Annotated in this window: 22 protein-coding genes; all 22 read left to right on the forward strand. The window is 58.2% G+C overall.

All coding sequences use genetic code 11. The annotated features are described in order from the left end of the window. The first annotated feature begins 50 nt into the window (after window positions 1-50). Window positions 51-1,421 carry a tRNA uridine-5-carboxymethylaminomethyl(34) synthesis GTPase MnmE gene (mnmE, locus tag CKW16_RS00625; RefSeq protein WP_033059689.1) on the forward strand — a complete coding sequence of 457 codons (1,371 nt, stop codon included), beginning with the start codon at window positions 51-53 and terminating at the stop codon, window positions 1,419-1,421. A gap of 550 nt (window positions 1,422-1,971) precedes the next feature. Next, the gene (gene mnmG, locus CKW16_RS00635; protein WP_095126816.1) at window positions 1,972-3,870 is read left to right on the forward strand and encodes a tRNA uridine-5-carboxymethylaminomethyl(34) synthesis enzyme MnmG; all 1,899 of its coding nucleotides are present in this window, start codon (window positions 1,972-1,974) and stop codon (window positions 3,868-3,870) included. Continuing rightward, window positions 3,867-4,511 (forward strand): 16S rRNA (guanine(527)-N(7))-methyltransferase RsmG, encoded by a 645-nt coding sequence (rsmG, locus tag CKW16_RS00640; protein ID WP_033059687.1) that lies wholly within the window; start codon window positions 3,867-3,869, stop codon window positions 4,509-4,511. Before mnmG ends, rsmG begins: the two co-directional genes overlap by 4 nt. 18 nt (window positions 4,512-4,529) lie before the next feature. Beyond that, complete coding sequence (locus tag CKW16_RS00645) at window positions 4,530-5,327, forward strand: ParA family protein (RefSeq protein ID WP_008155709.1); 798 nt, start codon at window positions 4,530-4,532, stop codon at window positions 5,325-5,327. 9 nt (window positions 5,328-5,336) lie between these two features. Beyond that, the gene (locus CKW16_RS00650) at window positions 5,337-6,209 is read left to right on the forward strand and encodes a ParB/RepB/Spo0J family partition protein (protein WP_095126817.1); all 873 of its coding nucleotides are present in this window, start codon (window positions 5,337-5,339) and stop codon (window positions 6,207-6,209) included. Between the two features lie 147 nt (window positions 6,210-6,356). Beyond that, complete coding sequence (locus CKW16_RS00655) at window positions 6,357-6,764, forward strand: F0F1 ATP synthase subunit I (RefSeq protein ID WP_007948092.1); 408 nt, start codon at window positions 6,357-6,359, stop codon at window positions 6,762-6,764. Window positions 6,765-6,780: 16 nt separating this feature from the next. Beyond that, the gene (gene atpB, locus CKW16_RS00660) at window positions 6,781-7,650 is read left to right on the forward strand and encodes a F0F1 ATP synthase subunit A (protein WP_095126818.1); all 870 of its coding nucleotides are present in this window, start codon (window positions 6,781-6,783) and stop codon (window positions 7,648-7,650) included. 133 nt (window positions 7,651-7,783) lie between these two features. Beyond that, window positions 7,784-8,041, forward strand: coding sequence for a F0F1 ATP synthase subunit C (gene atpE, locus CKW16_RS00665; protein WP_002555987.1), 258 nt, complete (start codon window positions 7,784-7,786; stop codon window positions 8,039-8,041). 56 nt (window positions 8,042-8,097) lie between these two features. Continuing rightward, a complete protein-coding gene (locus CKW16_RS00670; RefSeq protein WP_008027535.1) occupies window positions 8,098-8,568 on the forward strand; it encodes a F0F1 ATP synthase subunit B in 471 nt (156 codons plus the stop codon). A 12-nt stretch (window positions 8,569-8,580) separates the two neighbouring features. Continuing rightward, window positions 8,581-9,117 carry a F0F1 ATP synthase subunit delta gene (locus CKW16_RS00675; protein ID WP_008155712.1) on the forward strand — a complete coding sequence of 179 codons (537 nt, stop codon included), beginning with the start codon at window positions 8,581-8,583 and terminating at the stop codon, window positions 9,115-9,117. Between the two features lie 21 nt (window positions 9,118-9,138). Then, window positions 9,139-10,683 (forward strand): F0F1 ATP synthase subunit alpha, encoded by a 1,545-nt coding sequence (gene atpA, locus CKW16_RS00680; RefSeq protein ID WP_008155713.1) that lies wholly within the window; start codon window positions 9,139-9,141, stop codon window positions 10,681-10,683. A gap of 50 nt (window positions 10,684-10,733) precedes the next feature. Beyond that, a complete protein-coding gene (gene atpG, locus CKW16_RS00685; protein ID WP_095126819.1) occupies window positions 10,734-11,594 on the forward strand; it encodes a F0F1 ATP synthase subunit gamma in 861 nt (286 codons plus the stop codon). Between the two features lie 27 nt (window positions 11,595-11,621). Next, entirely contained in the window at window positions 11,622-13,001 is a 1,380-nt protein-coding gene (gene atpD, locus CKW16_RS00690) for a F0F1 ATP synthase subunit beta (protein ID WP_033059678.1), read from the forward strand. Between the two features lie 45 nt (window positions 13,002-13,046). Continuing rightward, window positions 13,047-13,472, forward strand: coding sequence for a F0F1 ATP synthase subunit epsilon (locus CKW16_RS00695; protein WP_008155716.1), 426 nt, complete (start codon window positions 13,047-13,049; stop codon window positions 13,470-13,472). Between the two features lie 116 nt (window positions 13,473-13,588). Continuing rightward, a complete protein-coding gene (gene glmU / locus CKW16_RS00700) occupies window positions 13,589-14,956 on the forward strand; it encodes a bifunctional UDP-N-acetylglucosamine diphosphorylase/glucosamine-1-phosphate N-acetyltransferase GlmU (protein ID WP_095126820.1) in 1,368 nt (455 codons plus the stop codon). 226 nt (window positions 14,957-15,182) lie between these two features. Next, complete coding sequence (locus CKW16_RS00705) at window positions 15,183-15,959, forward strand: DeoR/GlpR family DNA-binding transcription regulator (protein ID WP_008155718.1); 777 nt, start codon at window positions 15,183-15,185, stop codon at window positions 15,957-15,959. Window position 15,960: 1 nt separating this feature from the next. Continuing rightward, on the forward strand, window positions 15,961-17,793 hold the full coding sequence (gene glmS, locus CKW16_RS00710) for a glutamine--fructose-6-phosphate transaminase (isomerizing) (RefSeq protein ID WP_095126821.1): 1,833 nt from the start codon (window positions 15,961-15,963) through the stop codon (window positions 17,791-17,793). A gap of 77 nt (window positions 17,794-17,870) precedes the next feature. Beyond that, complete coding sequence (locus CKW16_RS00715) at window positions 17,871-18,773, forward strand: LysR family transcriptional regulator (protein WP_095126822.1); 903 nt, start codon at window positions 17,871-17,873, stop codon at window positions 18,771-18,773. A 131-nt stretch (window positions 18,774-18,904) separates the two neighbouring features. Next, window positions 18,905-19,531: a glutathione S-transferase family protein gene (locus CKW16_RS00720; RefSeq protein WP_095126823.1), complete on the forward strand. Its 627-nt coding sequence runs from the start codon at window positions 18,905-18,907 to the stop codon at window positions 19,529-19,531. Between the two features lie 63 nt (window positions 19,532-19,594). Next, window positions 19,595-21,625, forward strand: a complete 2,031-nt coding sequence (locus CKW16_RS00725) for a pyridoxamine 5'-phosphate oxidase family protein (protein ID WP_095126824.1) — start codon at window positions 19,595-19,597, stop codon at window positions 21,623-21,625. Between the two features lie 51 nt (window positions 21,626-21,676). Continuing rightward, entirely contained in the window at window positions 21,677-22,873 is a 1,197-nt protein-coding gene (locus CKW16_RS00730) for a DUF3142 domain-containing protein (protein WP_095126825.1), read from the forward strand. After that, a complete protein-coding gene (locus CKW16_RS00735) occupies window positions 22,860-24,974 on the forward strand; it encodes a hypothetical protein (protein WP_095126826.1) in 2,115 nt (704 codons plus the stop codon). The genes CKW16_RS00730 and CKW16_RS00735 overlap by 14 nt, the downstream gene beginning before the upstream one ends.

Raw genomic sequence — 24,974 nt, forward strand, 5'->3', positions numbered from 1 at the left:
CCCCTAGTGGGGCGTTTTGCTATCTGTCACTTTTGTCTGGATAACGGTTTATGAGCGTTCCTCGTGAAACCATCGCCGCCGTCGCCACCGCTCAAGGTCGCGGCGGTGTGGGCATCGTCCGAATTTCCGGACCGCTGGCGAGTGTTGCGGCCAAGGCCTTCAGCGGTCGTGAACTCAAGCCAAGGTTTGCCCACTACGGTCCATTCCTCAGTGAAAACGATGAGGTGCTGGATCAAGGCATTGCCCTGTATTTTCCGGGCCCGAACTCGTTCACCGGCGAAGATGTGCTGGAGCTCCAGGGCCATGGCGGTCCGATAGTTCTGGATATGCTGCTCAAGCGTTGCCTGGAACTGGGCTGTCGGTTGGCCCGGCCGGGTGAATTCAGCGAGCGCGCGTTCCTTAATGACAAACTCGACCTCGCTCAGGCCGAGGCGATTGCCGACTTGATCGAGGCAAGTTCTGCACAGGCTGCACGAAATGCCCTGCGTTCCTTGCAGGGCGCATTCTCCGAGCGTGTGCATAACCTCACCGAGCAATTGATTGGCCTGCGCATCTATGTCGAAGCGGCGATCGACTTCCCTGAAGAAGAAATCGACTTCCTCGCCGATGGTCATGTACTGAGCATGCTCGACAAAGTACGTGACGAGTTATCCACCGTACTACGGGAAGCCGGGCAGGGTGCCTTGCTGCGTGACGGGATGACCGTGGTGATCGCCGGCCGGCCAAATGCCGGTAAATCCAGTCTGTTGAATGCACTGGCCGGTCGTGAAGCAGCGATCGTCACCGAGATCGCCGGCACCACCCGGGACATTCTTCGTGAACATATCCACATCGATGGTATGCCGCTGCACGTGGTCGACACCGCTGGTCTGCGAGATACCGACGACCAGGTAGAAAAAATCGGTGTCGAACGGGCGCTGAAAGCAATCGGCGAGGCTGATCGAGTCCTGTTGGTGGTCGATGCAACCGCTCCTGAGGCACTTGATCCGTTCGCGTTATGGCCTGAATTTCTGGAAATCCGTCCCGATCCGGCGAAAGTCACGCTGATCCGAAACAAGGCAGACCTCACGGGCGAAGCCATTGCCCTGGAAGTCAGCGAGGATGGACACGTCACCATCAGCCTGAGCGCCAAATCTGCAGGTGAAGGGCTGGAATTACTGCGTGACCATCTCAAGGCCTGCATGGGCTACGAACAGACCTCGGAAAGCAGCTTCAGTGCTCGCAGGCGTCACCTTGAAGCGTTGCGTCACGCCAGTGCTTCCCTTGAGCACGGCCGTGCACAGCTGACCCTGGCGGGAGCCGGTGAACTTTTAGCCGAGGATTTGCGACAAGCCCAACACGCTTTGGGTGAAATCACCGGTGCATTCAGCTCCGATGACTTGCTGGGACGGATTTTTTCCAGCTTCTGTATCGGTAAATAGTCCTCCCGTTATCCACAGACAGGCCATTCGTGCCTGTCTGTTCCCTCCTTTTCTTGAATTCTCTTCCAGTGCTGAGCAGATTCTTTCTGCTTGAGCGGATTTCCCGTGCCCTGGATTTGCTTATTCAGCAGTTTTCTGTGGATTAAGCCCTGTGAATAACTGCCTCTAAGGGCAGTTGATAACAGGGCCTCAAAACTGAAGATAACCGCCCCTGTGGATAAGCACCCCTTTCATCCACAGGCTTAAACCGGTTATCCAAGGGCCTCCTTGGCACATGACCACAGGGTTTTGAATCTCTGTACATATTGAATATAAAGGCCTGTAGAGATCTATCCACAGAAATGTGGCTCAGTAGAAATAAACATAAAAACAAAGATTTAATAAATTTCTTTCTTTTTAATTTCTATAACCGCGACTTCTCCACAGCTGGTTAAATTTTGTGCAAAGGGTTCTTTAGGAAGGGCGAAGTCCCTATACTTGCCGCCCAGGTCCAAAAACCTGAGCTCAAACTATTCCTGATTACCTAACTGAAGCAGGCACGAGGTGCGTGGTGGATTTCCCTTCCCGTTTTGAAGTGATCGTCATCGGCGGCGGTCATGCCGGTACCGAGGCAGCACTGGCCTCAGCACGTATGGGTGCAAAAACCCTGTTGCTGACGCATAACGTGGAAACCCTCGGTGCCATGAGTTGCAACCCCGCTATCGGTGGGATTGGCAAAAGCCATCTGGTCAAGGAAATCGATGCCCTCGGCGGCGCGATGGCCATGGCTACCGATAAAGGCGGTATTCAATTTCGTGTATTGAACAGCCGCAAAGGCCCGGCCGTGCGTGCAACCCGCGCTCAGGCAGACCGGGTTCTGTACAAGGCAGCTGTCCGCGAAATCCTCGAAAACCAGCCGAACCTGTGGATATTTCAACAGGCCGCCGACGACCTGATCGTCGAGCAGGAACAAGTGCGCGGTGTTGTCACCCAAATGGGCCTGCGTTTCTTGGCGGATTCCGTGGTGTTGACCACTGGCACCTTCCTCGGTGGACTTATCCACATCGGAATGCAGAATTTTTCCGGTGGCCGTGCTGGTGATCCGCCGTCGATTGCCCTGGCTCACCGTCTGCGTGAATTGCCATTGCGTGTCGGTCGCCTGAAAACCGGTACGCCACCGCGTATCGACGGCCGTTCTGTGGATTTCTCGGTGATGACCGAGCAAGCAGGCGATACACCGATCCCGGTGATGTCGTTCATGGGTTCCAAAGAGCAACATCCGAAACAGGTGAGCTGCTGGATAACCCACACGAACGCCCGTACCCACGAAATCATTGCCGCGAACCTCGATCGTTCGCCGATGTATTCCGATGCAGGTTTGATCGAAGGGATTGGTCCACGTTACTGCCCGTCGATTGAAGACAAGATCCACCGCTTTGCCGACAAGGAAAGCCATCAGGTCTTTATCGAACCGGAAGGCCTGACGACCAACGAGCTGTACCCGAACGGGATATCCACATCCCTGCCGTTCGACGTGCAATTGCAGATCGTGCAATCGATCCGCGGCATGGAAAACGCGCACATCGTTCGTCCGGGTTACGCCATCGAATACGACTACTTCGATCCGCGTGACCTGAAGTACAACCTGGAAACCAAAGTCATCGCCGGTCTGTTCTTCGCCGGGCAAATCAACGGCACCACCGGTTACGAAGAAGCCGGCGCCCAGGGTTTGCTGGCCGGGGCCAACGCCGCACTGCGTGCTCAGGGCAAAGATGCCTGGTGCCCGCGTCGCGACGAGGCGTACATCGGAGTGTTGGTCGACGACCTGATTACTCTGGGTACCCAGGAACCGTATCGGATGTTCACGTCCCGTGCCGAATACCGTCTGATCCTGCGCGAAGACAACGCCGACCTGCGCTTGACCGAAAAAGGTCGCGAACTGGGTCTGGTGGACGACGCGCGTTGGGCTGCGTTCTGCACCAAACGCGAAAGCATCACGCTGGAAGAGCAACGCCTGAAAAGTACTTGGGTTCGCCCGGGCACCGAGCAAGGCGATGCGATTTCCGAAAAGTTCGGCACGCCGCTGACCCACGAATACAACTTGCTCAATCTGCTGAGCCGTCCGGAAATCGACTACGCTGGTCTGATCGCCGTGACCGGTGGTGGCGCAGAAGATCCACAAGTCGCCGAGCAGGTCGAAATCAAGACCAAATACGCCGGTTATATCGATCGCCAGCAGGATGAAATCGCACGGCTGCGGGCCAGCGAAGACACAAAACTGCCTGTGGATATCGATTACACGAACATTTCCGGTCTCTCCAAAGAGATCCAGAGCAAGCTCGGTGCGACCCGTCCAGAGACTTTGGGCCAGGCGTCGCGTATCCCGGGTGTGACGCCGGCAGCGATTTCGCTGTTGATGATTCATTTGAAAAAACGCGGCGCGGGCCGTCAGTTGGAGCAAAGCGCTTGAGTTCGTTGGTCACCTCGCAACACGCAGAAGAGTTATCCACAGGTGCTCGCCAGCTCGGTGTCACGCTGACAGAAACCCAGCATGCCCAGCTGCTGGGTTATCTGGCCCTGTTGATAAAATGGAACAAAGCTTACAACCTGACTGCCGTACGCGATCCGGATGAAATGGTTTCCCGTCACTTGCTCGATAGTTTGAGCGTGATGTCGTTCGTCGAAAACGGTCGCTGGCTGGACGTCGGCAGCGGTGGCGGCATGCCGGGTATTCCGTTGGCCATCCTGTTTCCAGAGTCCCAAGTGACCTGCCTCGACAGCAACGGCAAGAAAACCCGCTTCCTGACCCAGGTCAAACTCGAACTCAAACTGGATAACCTGCAAGTTATCCACAGTCGCGTCGAAGCTTTTCAGCCTGATCAGCCATTCAACGGGATCATTTCCCGGGCGTTCAGCAGCATGGAGAACTTCAGCAACTGGACTCGCCACCTCGGCGACACCGAAACACGTTGGCTGGCAATGAAGGGCGTTCATCCCGCCGATGAGCTGGTAGCATTGCCGGCAGACTTCCACCTCGATAGCGAACACGCCCTGGCCGTACCCGGTTGCCAAGGCCAACGCCATCTGCTGATACTGCGCCGCACGGCATGATTGGGAACACAAGCAAGAATGGCTAAGGTATTCGCGATAGCGAACCAAAAGGGTGGTGTGGGCAAGACCACCACCTGTATCAACCTCGCAGCTTCCCTGGTCGCTACCAAGCGCCGGGTGCTGTTGATCGATCTCGATCCACAGGGCAACGCCACCATGGGTAGCGGTGTGGATAAACACGGCCTGGAAAACTCGGTCTATGACCTGCTGATCGGCGAATGCGATCTGGCCCAGGCCATGCACTATTCCGAGCACGGTGGTTACCAACTGCTGCCGGCCAACCGCGACCTGACCGCGGCCGAAGTGGTTCTGCTGGAAATGCAGATGAAGGAAAGCCGCCTGCGCAGCGCGTTGGCGCCGATCCGTGAAAACTACGATTACATTTTGATCGACTGTCCGCCGTCGTTGTCGATGCTCACGCTGAACGCTTTGGTCGCCGCTGATGGGGTGATTATCCCCATGCAGTGCGAGTACTTCGCGCTCGAAGGTTTGAGCGACCTTGTGGATAACATCAAGCGCATCGCTGAGTTGCTGAACCCGAACCTGAAAGTCGAAGGCCTGTTGCGGACCATGTATGACCCGCGCCTGAGCCTGATGAACGATGTTTCGGCGCAGCTCAAGGAACACTTCGGCGAGCAGCTCTACGACACGGTGATTCCGCGCAACATCCGCCTGGCCGAAGCACCAAGCTATGGCATGCCGGCACTGGCGTATGACAAATCATCGCGGGGCGCCATTGCCTATCTGGCATTGGCGGGCGAGATGGTTCGTCGTCAACGCAAAAACTCACGCACTGCCGCTGCTCAGGCAACTTAAGGAATCCCCATGGCCGTCAAGAAACGAGGTCTCGGACGTGGACTGGATGCACTGCTGAGTGGTCCGACTGTCAGCTCGCTGGAAGAACTAGCGGTGCAGGCTGATCAGCGTGAGCTGCAGCACCTGCCCCTGGACCTGATCCAGCGCGGCAAGTACCAGCCGCGTCGGGACATGGACCCTCAGGCGCTGGAAGAGCTGGCGCAGTCGATCAAGGCTCAGGGCGTGATGCAGCCGATCGTGGTTCGTCCGATTGGCAGCGGTCGCTTCGAAATCATCGCCGGTGAACGCCGCTGGCGCGCCAGCCAGCAGGCCGGCCAGGAAACTATCCCGGCGATGGTTCGCGATGTGCCGGATGAAACCGCGATCGCCATGGCGCTGATCGAGAACATCCAGCGCGAAGACCTCAACCCGATCGAAGAAGCGGTGGCTTTGCAGCGTTTGCAGCAGGAATTCCAGCTGACGCAGCAACAAGTGGCTGAAGCCGTGGGCAAATCCCGCGTGACCGTGGCCAACCTGCTACGCTTGATCGCGTTGCCGGAAGTAATCAAAACCATGCTGTCCCACGGCGACCTGGAAATGGGTCATGCCCGTGCTTTGCTCGGTTTACCGGAAAATCAACAGGTTGAAGGGGCGCGACACGTTGTCGCACGGGGGCTGACTGTACGCCAGACTGAAGCACTGGTTCGCCAGTGGTTGAGTGGCAAACAGGAACCTGCTGAACCGGTAAAGCCGGACCCGGATATCGCTCGACTCGAACAGCGTCTGGCTGAGCGCCTAGGCTCTGCGGTGCAGATTCGCCACGGGAAAAAGGGGAAGGGGCAGTTGGTGATCGGTTACAACTCCCTGGATGAGCTTCAAGGTGTACTTGCACACATCCGCTGAAACATTTCCTCATGTAGCGTGCAGTCGGAAATCACTACCTGACAGTTGAATAGGGGCAGAACCGCCCCTATACTCTGCGCGCATTTTGTCGGCACAAATTATGCCAAGTTATTGAATTCTGGCAGCCGATCATTGGGGAGCAAAACGATGGAAAGCCGCACGCCAAACCGCTTGCCGTTCCATCGCCTGGCAGTTTTTCCGGTCTTGTTGGCTCAATTTGTCGTTTTGGTACTGGCCGCTTTGGCGCTCTGGTACTGGCATGGAGTCGTAGCCGGGTACTCAGGACTCTGCGGAGGCCTGATAGCCTTGCTACCCAATGTTTATTTCGCTCACAGGGCATTTCGGTTTTCCGGCGCCCGAGCAGCTCAAGCCATCGTCCGGTCTTTTTATGCCGGCGAGGCGGGCAAACTAATTTTGACGGCAGTGCTCTTTGCATTGACGTTTGCAGGTGTGAAGCCATTGGCGCCGCTAGCTGTATTCGGCGTCTTCGTGTTGACCCAACTGGTCAGCTGGTTCGCGCCCCTGCTGATGAGAACAAGACTTTCGAGACCTTAGGGCGTTTGAGGCAACCATGGCAGAGACAACCGCTTCGGGCTATATCCAGCACCACTTGCAGAACCTGACCTTCGGTCAGCACCCAACTGGCGGGTGGGGTTTTGCCCACACCGCAGCAGAAGCCAAAGAAATGGGCTTCTGGGCTTTCCACGTCGATACTCTCGGCTGGTCGGTCGCGTTGGGTCTGATCTTCGTTTTTCTTTTCCGCATGGCGGCAAAGAAGGCGACTTCCGGTCAGCCTGGCGGCCTACAGAACTTCGTCGAGGTTCTGATCGAGTTCGTCGACAGCAGCGTGAAAGATACCTTTCACGGTCGTAATCCATTGATCGCACCATTGGCGCTGACAATTTTTGTCTGGGTGTTCCTGATGAACGCCGTCGACCTGGTTCCGGTCGACTGGATTCCGAAAGTGGCAGCCATCATTACTGGCGACCCGCATCTGGTCTTCCGTGCTGTTCCAACCACTGACCCGAACGCGACCCTGGGTATGTCCCTGTCGGTGTTCGCGTTGATCATTTTCTACAGCATCAAGGTCAAGGGCATCGGCGGCTTCATCGGCGAACTGACCCTGCACCCTTTCGGCAGCAAGAACATCTTCGTTCAAGCCCTGCTGATCCCGGTGAACTTCCTGCTGGAGTTCGTGACGCTGGTTGCCAAGCCTATCTCCCTGGCACTGCGTCTGTTCGGCAACATGTACGCCGGCGAACTGGTCTTCATTCTGATTGCTGTGATGTTCGGCAGCGGTCTGCTCTGGCTTAGCGGCCTGGGCATTGTTCTGCAGTGGGCGTGGGCTGTGTTCCACATCCTGATCATCACCCTGCAGGCGTTTATCTTCATGATGCTGTCCATCGTTTACTTGTCGATGGCGCACGAAGAGAACCATTAAGACCAGTCTCGACTAGTCTGATGTCCCACTCGGTCAAACGGGTGGGTGCCCGAACAGGGCTATGAAACGATTTGTTTTACCGCTTTAAAATCTAAAAAACCTAAACCATACGACGTAAAAGTCGGGAGGAAAGATGGAAACTGTAGTTGGTCTAACCGCTATCGCTGTTGCACTGTTGATCGGCCTGGGCGCACTGGGTACCGCAATTGGTTTCGGCCTGTTGGGTGGCAAGTTCCTGGAAGGCGCAGCGCGTCAGCCAGAGATGGTTCCAATGCTGCAAGTCAAAATGTTCATCGTTGCCGGTCTGCTCGACGCCGTAACCATGATCGGTGTTGGTATCGCTCTGTTCTTCACCTTCGCGAACCCATTCGTTGGTCAACTCGCTGGCTAATTACTCGAACCTTCGAGTAATTGGTGTGATGTGCAACGAACGAGCGAGGTGTTGGCGTGAACATTAATGCAACCCTGATTGGCCAGTCCGTTGCGTTCTTCATTTTTGTACTGTTTTGCATGAAGTTCGTGTGGCCTCCGGTCATCGCGGCTTTGCACGAACGTCAGAAGAAGATCGCGGATGGACTGGACGCTGCCGCCCGAGCAGCTCGCGACCTGGAGTTGGCCCAAGATAAAGCGGGTCAACAACTGCGCGAAGCAAAAGCTCAGGCAGCCGAAATCATTGAGCAAGCCAAGAAACGCGGTAACCAGATCGTCGAAGAGGCTGTTGAAAAAGCCCGTATCGACGCTGACCGTGTGAAGGTTCAGGCTCAGGCCGAGATCGAGCAGGAACTGAACAGTGTCAAAGACGCGCTGCGTGCCCAATTGGGTGCTCTGGCCGTTGGCGGCGCCGAGAAGATCCTGGGTGCCACAATCGATCAAAACGCGCACGCGGAGCTGGTAAACAAACTGGCTGCTGAAATTTAAGCGAGGGCGATCATGGCAGAATTGACCACGTTGGCCCGACCTTACGCTAAGGCAGCCTTCGAGCACGCCCAGGCCCACCAGCAACTGGCCTCTTGGTCAGCCATGCTCGGCCTGGCTGCAGCAGTGTCGCAAGACGACACCATGCAGCGCGTGCTCAAGGCCCCGCGACTGACGAGCGCAGACAAGGCCGCCACGTTTATTGACGTGTGCGGCGACAAGTTTGATGTGAAGGCACAGAACTTCATTAACGTCGTTGCCGAAAACGACCGTCTCCCGCTGTTGCCGGAGATCGCCGCTCTGTTTGACCTGTACAAGGCCGAACAAGAGAAATCGGTAGACGTTGAAGTCACCAGTGCTTTTGCATTGAACCAAGAACAGCAAGACAAACTCGCCAAGGTTCTCAGTGCACGACTCAACCGGGAAGTGCGCCTGCAAGTCGAGGAAGACAAATCCCTTATTGGGGGCATTGTCATCCGCGCCGGCGACCTGGTAATCGATGGCTCGGTTCGCGGCAAACTCGCGAACCTTGCCGAAGCATTGAAATCTTGAGTTTGAAGGGGCAGCAGAGCAATGCAGCAACTCAATCCTTCCGAAATAAGTGAAATTATCAAGGGCCGCATCGACAAGCTCGATGTGACCTCCCAAGCCCGTAACGAAGGCACTGTCGTCAGCGTATCTGACGGTATCGTGCGGATTCACGGTCTGGCCGACGTAATGTACGGCGAGATGATCGAGTTTCCGGGCGGCGTCTTCGGTATGGCTCTCAACCTGGAGCAAGACTCCGTAGGTGCCGTTGTATTGGGCTCTTACCAGTCTCTGGCTGAAGGCATGAGCGCCAAGTGCACTGGCCGCATCCTCGAAGTTCCGGTTGGTAAGGAACTGCTGGGTCGCGTAGTCGACGCACTGGGTAACCCAGTTGACGGCAAAGGTCCGCTGAACAACACCGAGACCGATGCGGTCGAGAAAGTTGCTCCAGGCGTGATCTGGCGTAAGTCGGTAGACCAGCCTGTACAGACTGGCTACAAGGCTGTCGATGCCATGATTCCTGTCGGCCGTGGCCAGCGTGAGCTGATCATCGGTGACCGTCAGATCGGTAAAACCGCTCTGGCGATCGACGCGATCATCAACCAGAAAAACAGCGGTATTTTCTGCGTCTACGTAGCGATCGGTCAGAAACAATCGACCATCGCTAACGTGGTTCGCAAGCTGGAAGAAAACGGCGCACTGGCTAACACCATCGTCGTTGCCGCGAGCGCTTCGGAATCTGCAGCACTGCAGTTCCTGGCACCGTACTCCGGTTGCACCATGGGTGAATTCTTCCGCGACCGCGGTGAAGACGCGCTGATCGTTTATGACGATCTGTCCAAGCAAGCAGTGGCTTACCGCCAGATTTCCCTGCTGCTGCGCCGTCCACCAGGCCGTGAAGCTTACCCAGGCGACGTGTTCTATCTCCACTCCCGTCTGCTGGAGCGCGCATCCCGCGTTTCGGAAGAGTACGTAGAGAAGTTCACCAACGGCGCAGTGACCGGCAAAACCGGTTCCCTGACCGCACTGCCGATCATCGAAACCCAGGCTGGCGACGTTTCCGCGTTCGTTCCGACCAACGTGATTTCCATCACCGACGGTCAGATCTTCCTGGAATCGGCCATGTTCAACTCCGGGATCCGTCCTGCTGTGAACGCCGGTGTTTCGGTATCCCGTGTGGGTGGTGCCGCTCAGACCAAGATCATCAAGAAGCTCTCCGGTGGTATCCGTACCGCTCTGGCTCAGTACCGTGAACTGGCGGCATTCGCCCAGTTCGCTTCTGACCTGGACGAAGCGACCCGTAAGCAACTTGAGCATGGTCAGCGCGTTACCGAGCTGATGAAGCAGAAGCAATACGCACCAATGTCGATCGCTGACATGGCGCTGTCGCTGTATGCCGCTGAGCGTGGGTTCCTGACTGACGTTGAAATCGCCAAGATCGGCAGCTTCGAACAAGCGCTGATTGCTTTCTTCAACCGCGATCACGCCGATTTGATGGCGAAGATCAACGTGAAGGGTGACTTCAATGACGAAATCGACGCTGGCATGAAAGCCGGTATCGAGAAGTTCAAGGCCACCCAAACCTGGTAAGCCGCAGCGGGAGCCGCAAGGCTCCCGCTTGCTAACCTGATAGGTGTTACATGGCAGGCGCAAAAGAGATTCGCAGTAAGATTGCGAGCATCAAAAGCACGCAAAAGATTACCAGCGCCATGGAAAAAGTGGCGGTCAGTAAAATGCGCAAGGCACAAATGCGCATGGCTGCTAGCCGTCCTTACGCGGAGCGCATCCGCCAGGTTATTGGTCATTTGGCCAACGCCAACCCGGAGTATCGCCACCCCTTCATGATCGAGCGTGAAATCAAGCGCGTCGGTTATGTCGTAGTGAGCAGTGACCGTGGTCTGTGTGGTGGCTTGAACACCAACCTGTTCAAGGCCCTGGTCAAGGACATGGCGGTAAACCGCGAAAACGGCGTCGAGATCGATCTGTGTGTTGTTGGTAGCAAGGGTGCGGCTTTCTTCCGCAACTTCGGCGGTAACGTCGTTGCAGCTATCAGCCACCTGGGTGAAGAGCCGTCGATCAATGATCTGATTGGCAGCGTCAAGGTGATGCTGGATGCCTACCTGGACGGCCGTATTGATCGCCTGTCCGTGGTGTCCAACAAGTTCGTCAACACCATGACGCAATTGCCTACCGTGGAGCAGTTGATTCCACTGGTGGCAACCGCAGATAAAGAACTCAAGCACCACTGGGACTATCTCTACGAACCGGATGCCAAAGAGCTGCTTGACGGCTTGATGGTCCGCTACGTCGAGTCGCAGGTCTACCAGGCGGTGGTCGAGAACAACGCGGCTGAACAAGCTGCGCGGATGATCGCGATGAAGAACGCTACCGACAACGCCGGTGATTTGATCAGCGATTTGCAGCTGGTCTACAACAAGGCGCGTCAGGCTGCGATCACCCAAGAGATCTCGGAAATCGTCGGCGGCGCTGCCGCGGTTTAACGGTTCAAATATTCAGAGGATCCAGCTATGAGTAGCGGACGTATCGTTCAAATCATCGGCGCCGTTATCGACGTGGAATTTCCACGCGACAGCGTACCGAGCATCTACAACGCGCTGTTGGTACAAAGCGCGGCAGGGACCACTCTGGAAGTTCAGCAACAGCTGGGCGACGGCGTGGTTCGTACCATTGCGATGGGTTCCACCGAAGGCTTGAAGCGCGGTCTGGAAGTCAAGGACTCTGGCGCAGCCATCTCCGTACCGGTCGGTAAAGCGACCCTGGGCCGGATCATGGACGTACTGGGCAACCCGATCGACGAAGCTGGCCCGATTGACACCGAAGAGCGCTGGGGCATTCACCGTCCTGCGCCAACCTTCGCTGAACAAGCTGGCGGCAATGACCTGTTGGAAACCGGCATCAAGGTTATCGACCTGGTTTGCCCGTTCGCCAAGGGTGGTAAAGTCGGTCTGTTCGGTGGTGCCGGTGTAGGCAAAACCGTAAACATGATGGAACTGATCCGTAACATCGCCATCGAGCACAGCGGTTATTCCGTGTTCGCCGGTGTGGGTGAGCGTACTCGTGAGGGTAACGACTTCTACCACGAGATGAAGGATTCCAACGTTCTGGACAAAGTGGCACTGGTTTACGGTCAGATGAACGAGCCGCCGGGTAACCGTCTGCGCGTAGCACTGACCGGCCTGACCATGGCCGAGAAGTTCCGTGACGAAGGTAACGACGTTCTGCTGTTCGTCGACAACATCTATCGTTACACCCTGGCCGGTACTGAAGTATCCGCACTGCTGGGCCGTATGCCTTCCGCAGTAGGTTACCAGCCGACCCTGGCCGAAGAGATGGGTACTCTGCAAGAGCGTATCACTTCGACCAAAAACGGTTCGATCACTTCGATCCAGGCGGTATACGTACCTGCGGATGACTTGACTGACCCGTCGCCAGCGACCACTTTCGCCCACTTGGACGCCACCGTCGTTCTGTCCCGTGACATCGCTTCCCTGGGTATCTACCCAGCGGTCGATCCACTCGACTCGACTTCGCGCCAGCTGGACCCGAACGTAATCGGCCAGGACCACTACGACACCGCTCGCGGCGTACAGTATGTTCTGCAACGTTACAAAGAACTGAAGGACATCATTGCGATCCTGGGTATGGACGAGCTGTCGGAAGCCGACAAGCAGTTGGTAAACCGTGCTCGTAAGATCCAGCGTTTCTTGTCGCAGCCGTTCTTCGTGGCTGAAGTCTTCACCGGTGCTTCGGGTAAATACGTTTCCCTGAAAGACACCATTGCTGGCTTCAAAGGCATCCTCAACGGTGACTACGACCACCTGCCAGAACAAGCGTTCTACATGGTCGGCGGCATCGAAGAAGCGATCGAGAAAGCCAAGAAACTGTAATCCCGGCGCCCGGCAACGGGCGCTAATTTAGGTTGAGGCAATCAGATGGCTATGACAGTCCATTGCGATATCGTCAGCGCGGAAGGGGAAATCTTCTCCGGCCTGGTCGAGATGGTGGTTGCGCACGGTGCACTGGGTGATCTTGGTATCGCTCTGGGTCACGCGCCGCTGATCACTAATCTCAAGCCGGGCCCGATCCGCCTGATCAAGCAGGGCGGGGAAGAGGAGGTGTATTACATCTCTGGCGGTTTCCTCGAGGTTCAGCCGAACATGGTCAAGGTACTTGCCGACACTGTGCAACGTGCTGCCGACCTGGACGAAGCCTCCGCTCAGGAAGCCGTTAAGGCTGCCGAGAAGGCCTTGCATGACCGTGGTGCAGAATTCGATTACGGTTCTGCCGCCGCACGTCTGGCCGAGGCCGCAGCTCAGCTGCGCACCGTCCAGCAGATCCGCAAGAAGTTCGGCCACTAATAGGCCACTGCTTGTTGTGTGATTGATTAAAAAGGGTAGCCTCGGCTACCCTTTTTTCTTTTTAGATATTCATAACCTGGTCGCAGCCGCTGACCACCCAGGATTGGTAGCCAGTCATGTCTTTAGAAATCGTTATCCTCGCTGCTGGTCAAGGCACTCGCATGCGTTCGGCACTGCCGAAAGTTCTGCATCCGATTGCCGGCAACTCGATGCTCGGCCATGTTATCCACAGCGCCCGGCAACTTGATCCACAGCGCATTCACGTAGTGATCGGCCATGGCGCCGATGCAGTACGCGAGCGTCTGGCGGCGGATGATCTGAATTTCGTCCTGCAGGACAAACAGCTTGGGACTGGACACGCCGTTGCTCAAGCGGTGCCTTTCATTGAGTCCGACACTGTCCTGATTCTTTATGGTGACGTGCCATTGATCGAAGTCGAGACCCTGCAGCGTCTGCTCAAGCAAGTAGCGCCGCAGCAACTGGGTTTGCTGACTGTAGAACTGGACGACCCGACCGGCTATGGCCGCATCGTCCGCAACGCCGACGGCAAAGTGACGGCCATCGTCGAGCAGAAAGACGCCAACGAAGCCGAACGAGCGATCACTGAAGGCAACACCGGCATTCTGGCGGTGCCGTTCGCGCAATTGGCTGGTTGGATGAGCCGCCTGTCGAACAACAATGCCCAGGGCGAGTATTACCTGACCGATGTGATCGCGATGGCAGTCAGCGATGGTCTGGTGGTGGCCACCGAGCAACCGCATGACGCCATGGAAGTGCAGGGCGCTAACGACCGCAAGCAGCTTTCCGAGCTTGAGCGTCACTATCAGCTGCGCGCCGGCCGTCGTTTGATGGCTCAGGGCGTGACCCTGCGTGACCCGGCTCGTTTTGATGTGCGCGGTGAAATCACCGTCGGCCGCGACGTGCTGATCGACATCAACGTGATCCTCGAAGGCAAGGTCGTTATCGAGGACGACGTGGTGATCGGCCCGAACTGCGTGATCAAGGACAGTACCTTGCGCAAAGGCGTGGTGATCAAGGCTAACAGCCACATCGAAGGTGCGATTCTCGGCGAAGGCAGCGATGCCGGCCCATTCGCTCGTTTGCGTCCAGGTACTGTGCTGGAAGCACGCGCGCATGTGGGTAACTTTGTTGAGTTGAAAAACGCTCACTTGGGCGAAGGCGCCAAGGCCGGTCATCTGACCTATCTGGGTGATGCCGAGATCGGCGCGCGTACCAACATCGGCGCGGGCACCATCACCTGCAACTACGACGGCGCGAATAAGTGGAAAACCGTGCTGGGTGAAGATGTGTTCATCGGTTCCAACAACTCGTTGGTCGCGCCTGTGGATATCTCTTCGGGTGCGACCACTGCTGCTGGTTCGACCATTACGCAGAATGTGGATAACGCGCAGTTGGCCGTGGGCCGTGCACGGCAGAAGAATATCGATGGCTGGAAACGGCCGGAGAAGATCAAGAAAAGCTGAGTTATCCACAAGCTCATGCGGCGGTCTTGAGATCGCCTTCGCGGGCAAGCCTTGCTCCTACAAGTTTTGGGTTGTTCACATAATGTGTGACGACGCTGACCTGTAGGAGCGAGGCTTGCCCGCGATGCTTTTATCCACAGGTCTTTTTATCGCCCCACGCTTGACGAAGTTTCGCCAATAGGTTTTGATTGCTTCCGTTATCTTTCGAATCGAAACTTACCAAGCCATGTCGAAACGCAATACACCTCAACGCCGTCACAACATCCTCGCCTTGCTCAATGAGCAGGGCGAAGTCAGTGTGGATGAGCTGGCCAAGCGCTTCGAAACGTCGGAAGTTACGATCCGCAAGGATCTCGCGGCGCTTGAGAGCAACGGCTTACTGCTGCGCCGTTATGGCGGAGCGATCACCCTGCCTCAAGAGCTGGTGGCCGACCTTGGTCAGCCGGTGTCCAAATACAAGCAGGCTATCGCCCGCGCCGCCGTTACGCGGATTCGCGAGCATGCGCGGATCATCATCGACAGCGGCAGCACCACGGCGGCGATGATTCCGGAACTCGGCCAGCAGCCGGGCCTGGTCGTGATGACCAACTCCCTGCATGTCGCCAATGCCTTGAGCGAACTTGAGCATGAGCCGGTACTGTTGATGACCGGCGGCACTTGGGACCCGCATTCCGAGTCCTTTCAGGGGCAGGTGGCCGAGCAGGTCCTACGCTCTTACGATTTCGACCAGTTGTTCATCGGTGCCGACGGCATCGACCTGGTTCGCGGTACCACCACCTTCAACGAACTGCTGGGGCTGAGCCGGGTCATGGCTGAAGTCGCCCGGGAAGTGGTTGTCATGGTGGAGGCCGACAAGATCGGCCGCAAGATTCCCAACCTGGAGCTGCCCTGGAGCAGCGTCCATACCCTTATTACCGATGATCGCCTGCCGCTTGAGGCACGGGATCAGATTCAGGCCCGCGGAATCAACTTGATCCTCGCGGCTGTCAATCAGGAGAAATAGCATGTGTGGAATTGTCGGCGCAGTCGCAGAACGTAATATCACCGCCATCCTGCTCGAAGGCCTGAAACGCCTGGAATACCGTGGCTATGACAGTGCAGGTGTAGCGGTCTACACCAATGACCAAAAGCTTGAGCGCCTGCGTCGCCCGGGCAAGGTCAGTGAATTGGAACAGGCGCTGGCCGAAGAACCGCTGGTCGGCCGCCTGGGTATTGCCCACACCCGCTGGGCCACTCACGGCGCGCCGTGTGAGCGCAACGCTCACCCGCATTTCTCCGGTGATCTGGCGGTGGTGCACAACGGCATCATCGAGAACCACGAAGCCCTGCGCGAGCAACTGAAAGCTTTGGGTCACGTGTTCACCTCGGACACCGACACCGAAGTCATTGCTCACCTGTTGAACCACAAACTCAAGGATCTGCCTGATCTGACCGTGGCCCTGAAGGCTACTGTCAAAGAGCTGCACGGTGCATACGGCTTGGCGGTCATCAGCGCTCAGCAACCGGATCGTCTGGTTGCGGCCCGCAGCGGCAGCCCGCTGGTCATCGGTCTGGGCATGGGTGAAAACTTCCTGGCTTCCGATCAACTGGCCCTGCGCCAGGTCACTGACCGCTTCATGTACCTGGAAGAAGGCGATATCGCCGAAATTCGCCGCGACAGCGTGCAAATCTGGGACGTTAGCGGCCAAGTGGTCGAACGTGAGTCGGTGCAGTACCGCGATGGCGCCGAAGCCGCCGACAAGGGCGAATTCCGCCACTTCATGCTCAAGGAAATTCACGAGCAACCGGCCGTGGTGCAGCGCACTCTGGAAGGTCGCATTAGCCAGAATCAAGTACTGGTGCAAGCGTTCGGTCCACAGGCTGCCGAGCTGTTCGCCAAAGTGCGTAACGTGCAGATCGTCGCGTGCGGCACCAGTTACCACGCCGGCATGGTTGCCCGTTACTGGCTCGAAGAACTGGCCGGCATCCCGTGCCAGGTCGAAGTCGCCAGCGAATTCCGCTACCGCAAGGTGGTGGTGCAGGCCGACACCCTGTTCGTGACCATCTCCCAGTCCGGCGAAACCGCCGACACCCTGGCTGCCCTGCGCAACGCCAAGGAGTTGGGTTACCTCGCCAGCCTGGCGATTTGCAACGTCGGCATCAGCTCATTGGTGCGTGAATCCGATCTGACTCTGCTGACCCAGGCCGGTCGCGAAATCGGCGTGGCCTCGACCAAAGCCTTTACCACTCAGTTGGTCGGTCTGCTGTTGCTGACCCTGTCCTTGGGTCAGGTTCACGGCACGTTGGCCAAAGGCGTCGAAGCCACATTGGTTGAAGAGCTGCGTCGCCTGCCAACCCGCCTCGGCGAAGCCCTGGCCATGGACGGCACCGTCGAAAAAATCGCCGAGCTGTTCGCCGAGAAAAACCACACCCTGTTCCTCGGTCGTGGCGCGCAATTCCCGGTGGCGATGGAAGGGGCGCTCAAGCTCAAGGAAATCTCCTACATCCACGCCGAAGCCTATCCGGCCGGCGAGCTGAAACACGGTCCGTTGGCGCTTGTGGATAACGACATGCCAGTGGTCACCGTGGCACCGAACAACGAGCTGCTGGAGAAGTTGAAATCCAACCTCCAGGAAGTCCGCGCCCGTGGCGGCGAGCTGATCGTCTTCGCAGACGAGCAGGCCGGCATGACCAATGGCGAAGGCACGCACGTTGTGCAAATGCCACACATCCACGACATCCTGTCGCCGATCCTCTACACCATTCCGCTGCAGTTGCTCTCGTATTACGTTGCCGTGTTGAAAGGCACCGACGTTGACCAACCGCGTAACCTGGCGAAGTCGGTGACGGTGGAATAAGTTATCCACAGGTGATGGAACATTAAAAATCGCAGCCTACGGTTGCGATTTTTTTTATCTGAATTGAGGACACGCCCATGGACCGATTCCAGGAAATGCAGGTCTTCGCTGCCGTCGCCCAAGACCAAGGCTTCTCGGCGGCGGCGCGGCGTCTGGGCCTGTCGGCCGCCAGCGTCACTCGCGCCGTGGCGGCGCTGGAGAAACGCATCGGCACGTTGCTGCTGACGCGCACCACCCGCAGTGTGCATTTGAGCGAGGCGGGTCAGCGTTACCTGGAAGACTGTCGGAGGATTCTCGCCGAGGTGCAGGAAGCCGAGGACTCGGCAGCGGGCAGTCATACCCAACCACGTGGGCAACTGACAATTACTGCGCCGGTGTTGTTCGGTGAGCAGTTTGTCACGCCAGTGATGGTGAATTATCTGACGCAATTTCCTGAGGTCAGCATCAATGGGTTGCTGGTCGACCGAGTAGTCAGCATGGTCGAGGAGGGCATTGATGTCGCCGTGCGCATCGGTGAGTTGCCCGACAGTAATCAGCACGCGATTCGCGTGGGTGAGGTTCGGCGGGTGATTTGCGGCTCGCCAGAATTCCTGGCGGCCAATGGTCGACCTCGACATCCTCAGGATCTGGCTCAGGCGCCGGTTATTGCGACGTCCTCTATCGGTCAGTCGAGAACCTGGCCGTTCCTCGAAGGGGGAGAGCCGCTGAGTGTTCGACCAGCGCCGCGCCTGGTGGTGACGGCGAATCAGGCGGCTATTACGGCGGCGTGCCTGGGTTTGGGGCTGACCCGGGTTCTGTCTTATCAGGTCGCGAGCAAAGTCGCCTCCGGTGAGCTGGAAATCGTTCTGGCTGACTTCGAACTGCCGCCATTGCCTATCCATGTGGTCTATCAAGGCGGGCGCAAGGCCCCTGCGCGGATCCGTAGTTTTGTGGATTTTGCGGTGAGCGCGCTACGTGAGCATCCGTCCTTGCAGGCGTGATGGTTTATTTCACTGGGTGAAATAATGGATTGCGTTGGCTGGTTATTCTGTTGTTTTGGTTGCGGGTGGAAGATAGCACCCCATCGGTGCTGAACACTGCTCAACAGCGCCACCACCCAACGGAGTCGACCATGCAAGCGATCAAACTCTACAACTTCCCACGTTCCGGCCACGCTCACCGTGTAGAGCTGATGCTGTCCCTGCTGCATCTGCCGACCGAGCTAATCTTTGTCGACTTGCCGAAGGGCGCGCACAAACAGCCGGATTTCCTCGCGCTCAACGCTTTTGGTCAAATTCCGGTCATCGATGATCAAGGCGTGGTGCTGGCCGACTCCAACGCGATTCTGGTTTATCTGGCGCAAAAATATGGCAACGGCCGTTGGTTGCCAGCCGATCCGGTCGGGGCGGCCAAGGTGCAGCGCTGGTTGTCGATTGCCGCTGGGCCGATTGCCTTTGGCCCCGCCAGAGCGAGGCTGATCACGGTGTTTGGGGCGGCTTACAACGCTGAAGAGGTGATTGCTTATTCCCACACCGTGCTCAAAGTGATCGATCAGGAACTGGCCGCGACGCCGTATCTGGCCGGCGCCGAGCCAACCATTGCCGACGTTTCGGCCTACAGCTACATCGCCCATGCGCCAGAAGGCAACGTGTCCCTGGAGGACTACGCCAACATCCGCGCCTGGTTGGCGCGGATCGAAGCGTTGCCAGGGTTTGTCGGCATGCCGCGCACCGTTGCCGGTCTGCAAAAAACTGCCTGATGCTTACGGCCCGACACTCTCGGGTCGTTCACACTGCGCCGATGGCGCAGGGGAGAAGTCGTTGTGGACCGTTCACCCTGGCACGCCGGCGAGAAAAAATTGCAGGCTCATGTGGGCATTGCCGAGCGAATGGAGGTGCTCGGTCGTAAGGTGATTCGCAGCGAGATGCCGGATCAGCACCGCACGTTCTATGAGCAACTGCCGTTCATGTTGTACGGCGCGGTGGATGCCGATGGTAATCCCTGGGCCAGTATTCTTGAAGGGCCACCGGGTTTCGCTCACTCGCCCGAGCCGGGCACACTGCAATTTCGCAGCCTGCCGGGCGCTGATGATCCGGCGCAATTGACGGAGGGTGCGGCGATCGGCCTGCTGGGGATCGAACTGCACACCCGGCGCCGCAACCGCGTCAACGGCCGAGTCGGCGCGATGACGGCAAGCGGCTTTGATGTGACGGTGGAGCAATCCTTCGGCAATTGCCCGCAATACATCCAATTGCGGCAGTTTCGCTCGGTGCCGTTGGCGGATCCGTCGACTCGCCTCGCGCAACACCTCAACGGGCTGGATGATGCGTCGAAAGCCCTGATCGCGGGAGCCGATACGTTCTTTGTCGCCAGTTACGTGGACGTTGATGGGCAACGCTCGGTGGATGTTTCTCACCGCGGCGGCCAGGCCGGTTTCGTACAGGTAGAAGGCAATCGCCTGACCATTCCGGATTTCGCCGGCAACCTGTTTTTCAACACCTTGGGCAACCTGCTGCTCAATCCCCGGGCCGGTTTGCTGTTTGTCGATTTCAATTCGGGAGACCTGCTGCACCTCAGCGGTCGCACCGAAGTCATTCTTGAAGGCCCACAGGTCGAGGCGTTTCAAGGGGCTGAGCGCTTGTGGACAGTCGAGGTGGAAAGCGTGGTGCGTCGGCCCGGCGCGCTTGCTCTGCGCTGGCGCTTCGACGGCGTGTCTCCCACCAGTTTGCTGACCGGCACTTGGGAGCAGGCCAACGCTCGTCTGCAAGCCCAGGCGTTGGGCGATCGTTGGCGGCCGCTGCGGGTGGCGCGTATCAAAGAGGAAAGCCACAACATCCGCTCGATCTATCTGGAGCCTGCCGATGGCGCGGGGTTGCCAGTGTTTCAGGCCGGGCAGCATTTGCCGCTGCGCTTCAACATTGCCGGCGAGGTGCACATCCGCACTTACAGCCTGTCGAGTGCGCCGTCCGATGATTTTTTCCGCATCAGCGTGAAGCGTGAAGGTTTGGTGTCTTCGCATCTGCATGAGCAGGTTCGTGTCGGTGATCTGTTGGAGGCCCGTGCGCCTCAAGGGCATTTCACCGTGGCACCTAATGAACGTCGGCCGCTGGTGCTTCTGGCTGCTGGTGTCGGCATCACACCGCTGCTGTCGATGCTGCGCGAGGTGGTTTATCAAGGCCTGCGCACCCGCCGCATCCGGCCGACCTGGTTTTTCCAGAGTTCGCGCACGCTGGCCGATCAAGTGTTTCGTCCTGAGCTGGATCGATTGCTCGACGGTGCGGGTGACGCGGTCAGGGTGCTGCGTCTGGTGAGTCAGCCGGAAGCCGGGGCTTTGGAAGGTGAGGATTTCGACCTGAGCGGGCGGATCGATACCGCGCTGCTCAAGACCCTCCTTGAAGTGGAGGACTACGATCAGCTGGATTTTGTCCTCTGCGGTCCGGGCAGTTTTACCCAGGGGCTGTACGACGGCCTGCGGGAACTGGACATCCGTGATGCAAGGATTCACGCCGAAACCTTTGGCCCCTCGACCTTGCGCCGAGTGCCGGACCCCGACGCGGTGGTCATCGAGCAACCGCCCGCTGCTACCACCTCCGTGCCGGTGGTGTTTCAGCGCTCGGCTAAGGAGGCCCGCTGGCAACCTAACGGTGGAAGTTTGCTGGAGTTGGCGGAAAGCCGAGGGTTGCGCCCGGAATTCAGTTGTCGCGGTGGTTCCTGCGGGACCTGCAAGACTCGCCTGATCAGCGGCCAGGTGAGTTATCCACAGCCGCCAGCCGAAGTGCCGGACGACGGACAAGTGCTGATTTGTTGTGCGATTCCGGCGCAGGGGTCGCAGCCTTTGGTCCTCGACCTGTAGCATCTGCCGAACGCAGCTTCTGGCCGCTGCGATAAGGGATCAGATTCGGTTATGTATTTTTTCGCTCGTCTGTCGGCGTTGATTGTCGCGGTGGCATTGCTCAACGGTTGCGAACGACAGGACGCGCCACCGCTCGATCAGCAACTCTACGTCTGGCAACGGCAATGGACACCGGCCCACGAAGCGGCGCTGAGGGACAGCCGCGCTGACTTTTCCACCCTGCGGGTGCTGGCCTTGCAGGCATTCCCTGAGGCGGGTTGGAGCCGGGCGCGGATTGACCCGGCGCTACTCAAGCGTGATGGTCGGCCGCTGATCGCGGTGATTCGTCTCGACGGCCAACTCAAGTCGCTGGATCGGGACGCAGTCACCGCGCAGATCCTGCAGGTACTCGACGATTGGCAAGTGCAGGGCCTGAATCTCTCCGGTGTGGAAATCGACCACGATGCCGGTAATGCTCGGCTACCGGCCTACCGCGAATTTCTTACGCATCTGCGCGCAGTTTTGCCGGCCACTATTGCGCTGAGCATCACCGCGTTGCCGGCCTGGCTCGACAGTCCCGAATTGTCGGCATTGTTATCCACAGTCGACAGCAGCGTGTTGCAGGTGCACGCGGTGAGCGATCCGCGTCTTGGCTTGTTCGACCCGGATCTGGCCCGACAATGGGCCAAGGCCTGGAGCCGCATCACTTCGAAACCGTTCTATCTGGCGCTGCCGGCCTATGGTGTGGCGTTGCTGCCGGGTGGCACCGGTGCGCCGGTAGTGGAAAGCGAAGTGCCCATCGAACGGGGTGGCAAGCGTCGGGAATTGCTCGCCGATCCGCAGCAACTGAGCCGACTCGGGACCGAGTTGCGCAACGATCCACCGGCGCATCTGGCGGGCCTGATCTGGTTTCGTCTGCCGCTGGCCAACGACCGCCGGGCCTGGAGTCTGACGACCCTGAGCGCCGTGGCGCGTGGCGATGCCCTCGATAGTCGACTGGCGTTGAAACTCTCGGTGCAGAACGACCTCTATGACATCAGCCTCAGCAATCAGGGCAACCTCGACAGCGCATGGCCCGAACGCCTGACACTCGCGGTGCAGGGTTGTGACGGTGCCGATGCGCTGGCCGGTTATGCGTTGCAACAGCGTCCGGATCTGCTTACCTTCACCCGCCTGCGCGACGGTCGAATACCGGCCGGCGGGCAGCGCGCCGTGGGTTGGGCTCGTTGCGCACATATTGATCAAGGAGGTTCGAATGTTTACCCGTAACTGGCCCCGCCATCTGCTTTGCCTGAGCCTCAGCCTGCCGCTGGGTTCGGCGCTGGCCTGTGGGCCGGATTTCCCGATGCGTCTGCTCGACAACCGCGGCCAGTCGCTGGCGGAGCTGCCGGAAGGTAACTTCAGATTTGAAATCAGTCGCCTCGGGCATGCGGTCGCCGGGCTGAAGAACGTCACCGAAACCGCCTATAACATGGATGCGCCCGACTACGCGGAACAGCGGGATAAGGCTGAACAATCCGGTTTGACCGCGGAGCAGCAGGGGCTGGTGAAACAGTTACGCAGCCTGACTGATGCGCATGAGGTCGAGATCCAGGGTGCGAACCTGCCGGCTGAGCTCAAACTCTATCTGGCCGGCGCGGTGGCATTCAATTCCGGTGATCATGGGCTGGCCGCCGAGTACTTCCAAAAATTGCTGGCATTGCCAGCGGATCAACGGGCGTTGCGCAGCACTTGGGCGGCCTACTCGTTAGGTCGGGCGCTGTTTGCCATGAGCGCGGAAGCGGACGCTGGTCCTGACCTGCTGGCTCAATCTCGAAAGTCTTTCGAGCAGACCCGTCAGCTGAGCATCGACGGTTTTAGCGATCCACTGGAACTGGGTGTGGCCAGCCTCGGCGAAGAGGCCCGCGTGGCCCGCACCGCCGGCGACTGGAACAGTGCCATCGAACTTTACGCCACGCAAAACCTTCAGGGGTCGGCGGTGGGTTACACCTCGCTGAAACTGTTGGTGGCCGACCTCGCGGCGATGCCTGACGATCAACTGGCCGTGTTGCTCAAGGGCAAACCGGTGCAGCAACTGGTGACGGCGTCGTTGATCAGCCGACTGGGCTGGTCATTCGGCGATCAACCGCCGAACGAATTGAAACTGATCAAACTGCTGCAAAACAGCACCCGCGGTAGCCTCGACAACGCGGATCGTCTGGCGGCGGTGAATTATCAACAGGGTGATTACGCCAGCGCCAAGGCATTCCTCGAACACGCCGGTGATGGCGGACTGGCGTGGTGGCTGCGGGCCAAACTGGCCGTGCGCGATGGCGATAAAAACGCGGCTGCTGCTGCGTATGCCAAGGCTGCCCAGGCCTTCCCGCAGAACGAGTCGTGGGGTGAGCGACGCACGCCGGACTGGGACTTCGAAACGCTTCAACCCAAATGCCGGGTTGAGGGGGAAAGCGCGATCCTGGCATTGCAACGCGGGGATTACCTGCAAGCGTTTGATCAGCTTTATCGCAGTAAAGATATCTACTGGTTCGACGCAGCCACGGTCGCCGAGCGTGTGTTGACGGTCGATGAACTCAAGCAATACGTCGACACTCAAGTGCCGGCGCCGCCCCCTCTGACTCAGCAGGATCGCGATAACTACGTGCAGTTACCGGTGGCGGCAAAACTGCGCAATTTGCTCGGGCGGCGCTTGTTGCGCGAAGAGCGGTACGACGAAGCTTCAGCCTATTTCGATAACGCCGACTTGCAGGCCAAGGCCAAGTGGTACGGACAGTTGCGCCACGACGCCGAATCCAAGTGGTGGCCGACCAAACGGGCATTCGCTTATTACCATGCCGCGACACTGGCCCGTTTCGACGGAATGGAGTTGTTGGGCTACGAGATGTCCCCGGATTACGCCACCTTCGGCGGCAATTACAGTCTGGAAGCGCCCGAACTCAAGGTCGGGCCGCTGATGGCCGAGGGTGAAGTGCAGCGCCAGCAAGCCACGGTGGCGCAGCCTGATGAACGTTTCCACTACCGTTTTGTCGCCACGGCGCTGGCGAGCAAGGCCGCTGATCATCTGCCCCACAGCAGTCAGGCGTTTGCTTCGGTGCTGTGCAAGGCTTCGTCGTGGAACACCAGCCTGCAAGAGCAAAGTGCGTTCTACCGTCGTTATGTCGAGGAAGGCCCGTATGTGGTCTGGGCTGGCGATTTTGGTCATCAATGCCAGGATCCAGACTTTCAGAGCGCCGACAAGCGCTATGTGACCCAGGTCTCCGACGCCGCGCGCGCGCAGCTGCGGCCTTACAAAACACCGTTGCAGATTGGCGGCGTGATAGCGGTCACGGCAGCGGCGCTGTTGCTGATCAATCGCCGCCGCAAAACGCGGTAA

Source organism: Pseudomonas sp. Irchel s3h14, from assembly GCF_900187425.1.
Classification (GTDB): Bacteria; Pseudomonadota; Gammaproteobacteria; order Pseudomonadales; family Pseudomonadaceae; genus Aquipseudomonas.

Coding starts and splice junctions, on each gene's coding strand:
- mnmE (WP_033059689.1), top strand. CDS start 51: ATGAGCGTTCCTCGTGAAACCATCGCCGCCGTCGCCACCGCTCAAGGT.
- CKW16_RS00645 (WP_008155709.1), top strand. CDS start 4,530: ATGGCTAAGGTATTCGCGATAGCGAACCAAAAGGGTGGTGTGGGCAAG.
- CKW16_RS00650 (WP_095126817.1), top strand. CDS start 5,337: ATGGCCGTCAAGAAACGAGGTCTCGGACGTGGACTGGATGCACTGCTG.
- CKW16_RS00655 (WP_007948092.1), top strand. CDS start 6,357: ATGGAAAGCCGCACGCCAAACCGCTTGCCGTTCCATCGCCTGGCAGTT.
- atpB (WP_095126818.1), top strand. CDS start 6,781: ATGGCAGAGACAACCGCTTCGGGCTATATCCAGCACCACTTGCAGAAC.
- atpE (WP_002555987.1), top strand. CDS start 7,784: ATGGAAACTGTAGTTGGTCTAACCGCTATCGCTGTTGCACTGTTGATC.
- CKW16_RS00675 (WP_008155712.1), top strand. CDS start 8,581: ATGGCAGAATTGACCACGTTGGCCCGACCTTACGCTAAGGCAGCCTTC.
- atpA (WP_008155713.1), top strand. CDS start 9,139: ATGCAGCAACTCAATCCTTCCGAAATAAGTGAAATTATCAAGGGCCGC.
- atpG (WP_095126819.1), top strand. CDS start 10,734: ATGGCAGGCGCAAAAGAGATTCGCAGTAAGATTGCGAGCATCAAAAGC.
- atpD (WP_033059678.1), top strand. CDS start 11,622: ATGAGTAGCGGACGTATCGTTCAAATCATCGGCGCCGTTATCGACGTG.
- CKW16_RS00695 (WP_008155716.1), top strand. CDS start 13,047: ATGGCTATGACAGTCCATTGCGATATCGTCAGCGCGGAAGGGGAAATC.
- glmU (WP_095126820.1), top strand. CDS start 13,589: ATGTCTTTAGAAATCGTTATCCTCGCTGCTGGTCAAGGCACTCGCATG.
- CKW16_RS00705 (WP_008155718.1), top strand. CDS start 15,183: ATGTCGAAACGCAATACACCTCAACGCCGTCACAACATCCTCGCCTTG.
- glmS (WP_095126821.1), top strand. CDS start 15,961: ATGTGTGGAATTGTCGGCGCAGTCGCAGAACGTAATATCACCGCCATC.
- CKW16_RS00715 (WP_095126822.1), top strand. CDS start 17,871: ATGGACCGATTCCAGGAAATGCAGGTCTTCGCTGCCGTCGCCCAAGAC.
- CKW16_RS00720 (WP_095126823.1), top strand. CDS start 18,905: ATGCAAGCGATCAAACTCTACAACTTCCCACGTTCCGGCCACGCTCAC.
- CKW16_RS00730 (WP_095126825.1), top strand. CDS start 21,677: ATGTATTTTTTCGCTCGTCTGTCGGCGTTGATTGTCGCGGTGGCATTG.
- CKW16_RS00735 (WP_095126826.1), top strand. CDS start 22,860: ATGTTTACCCGTAACTGGCCCCGCCATCTGCTTTGCCTGAGCCTCAGC.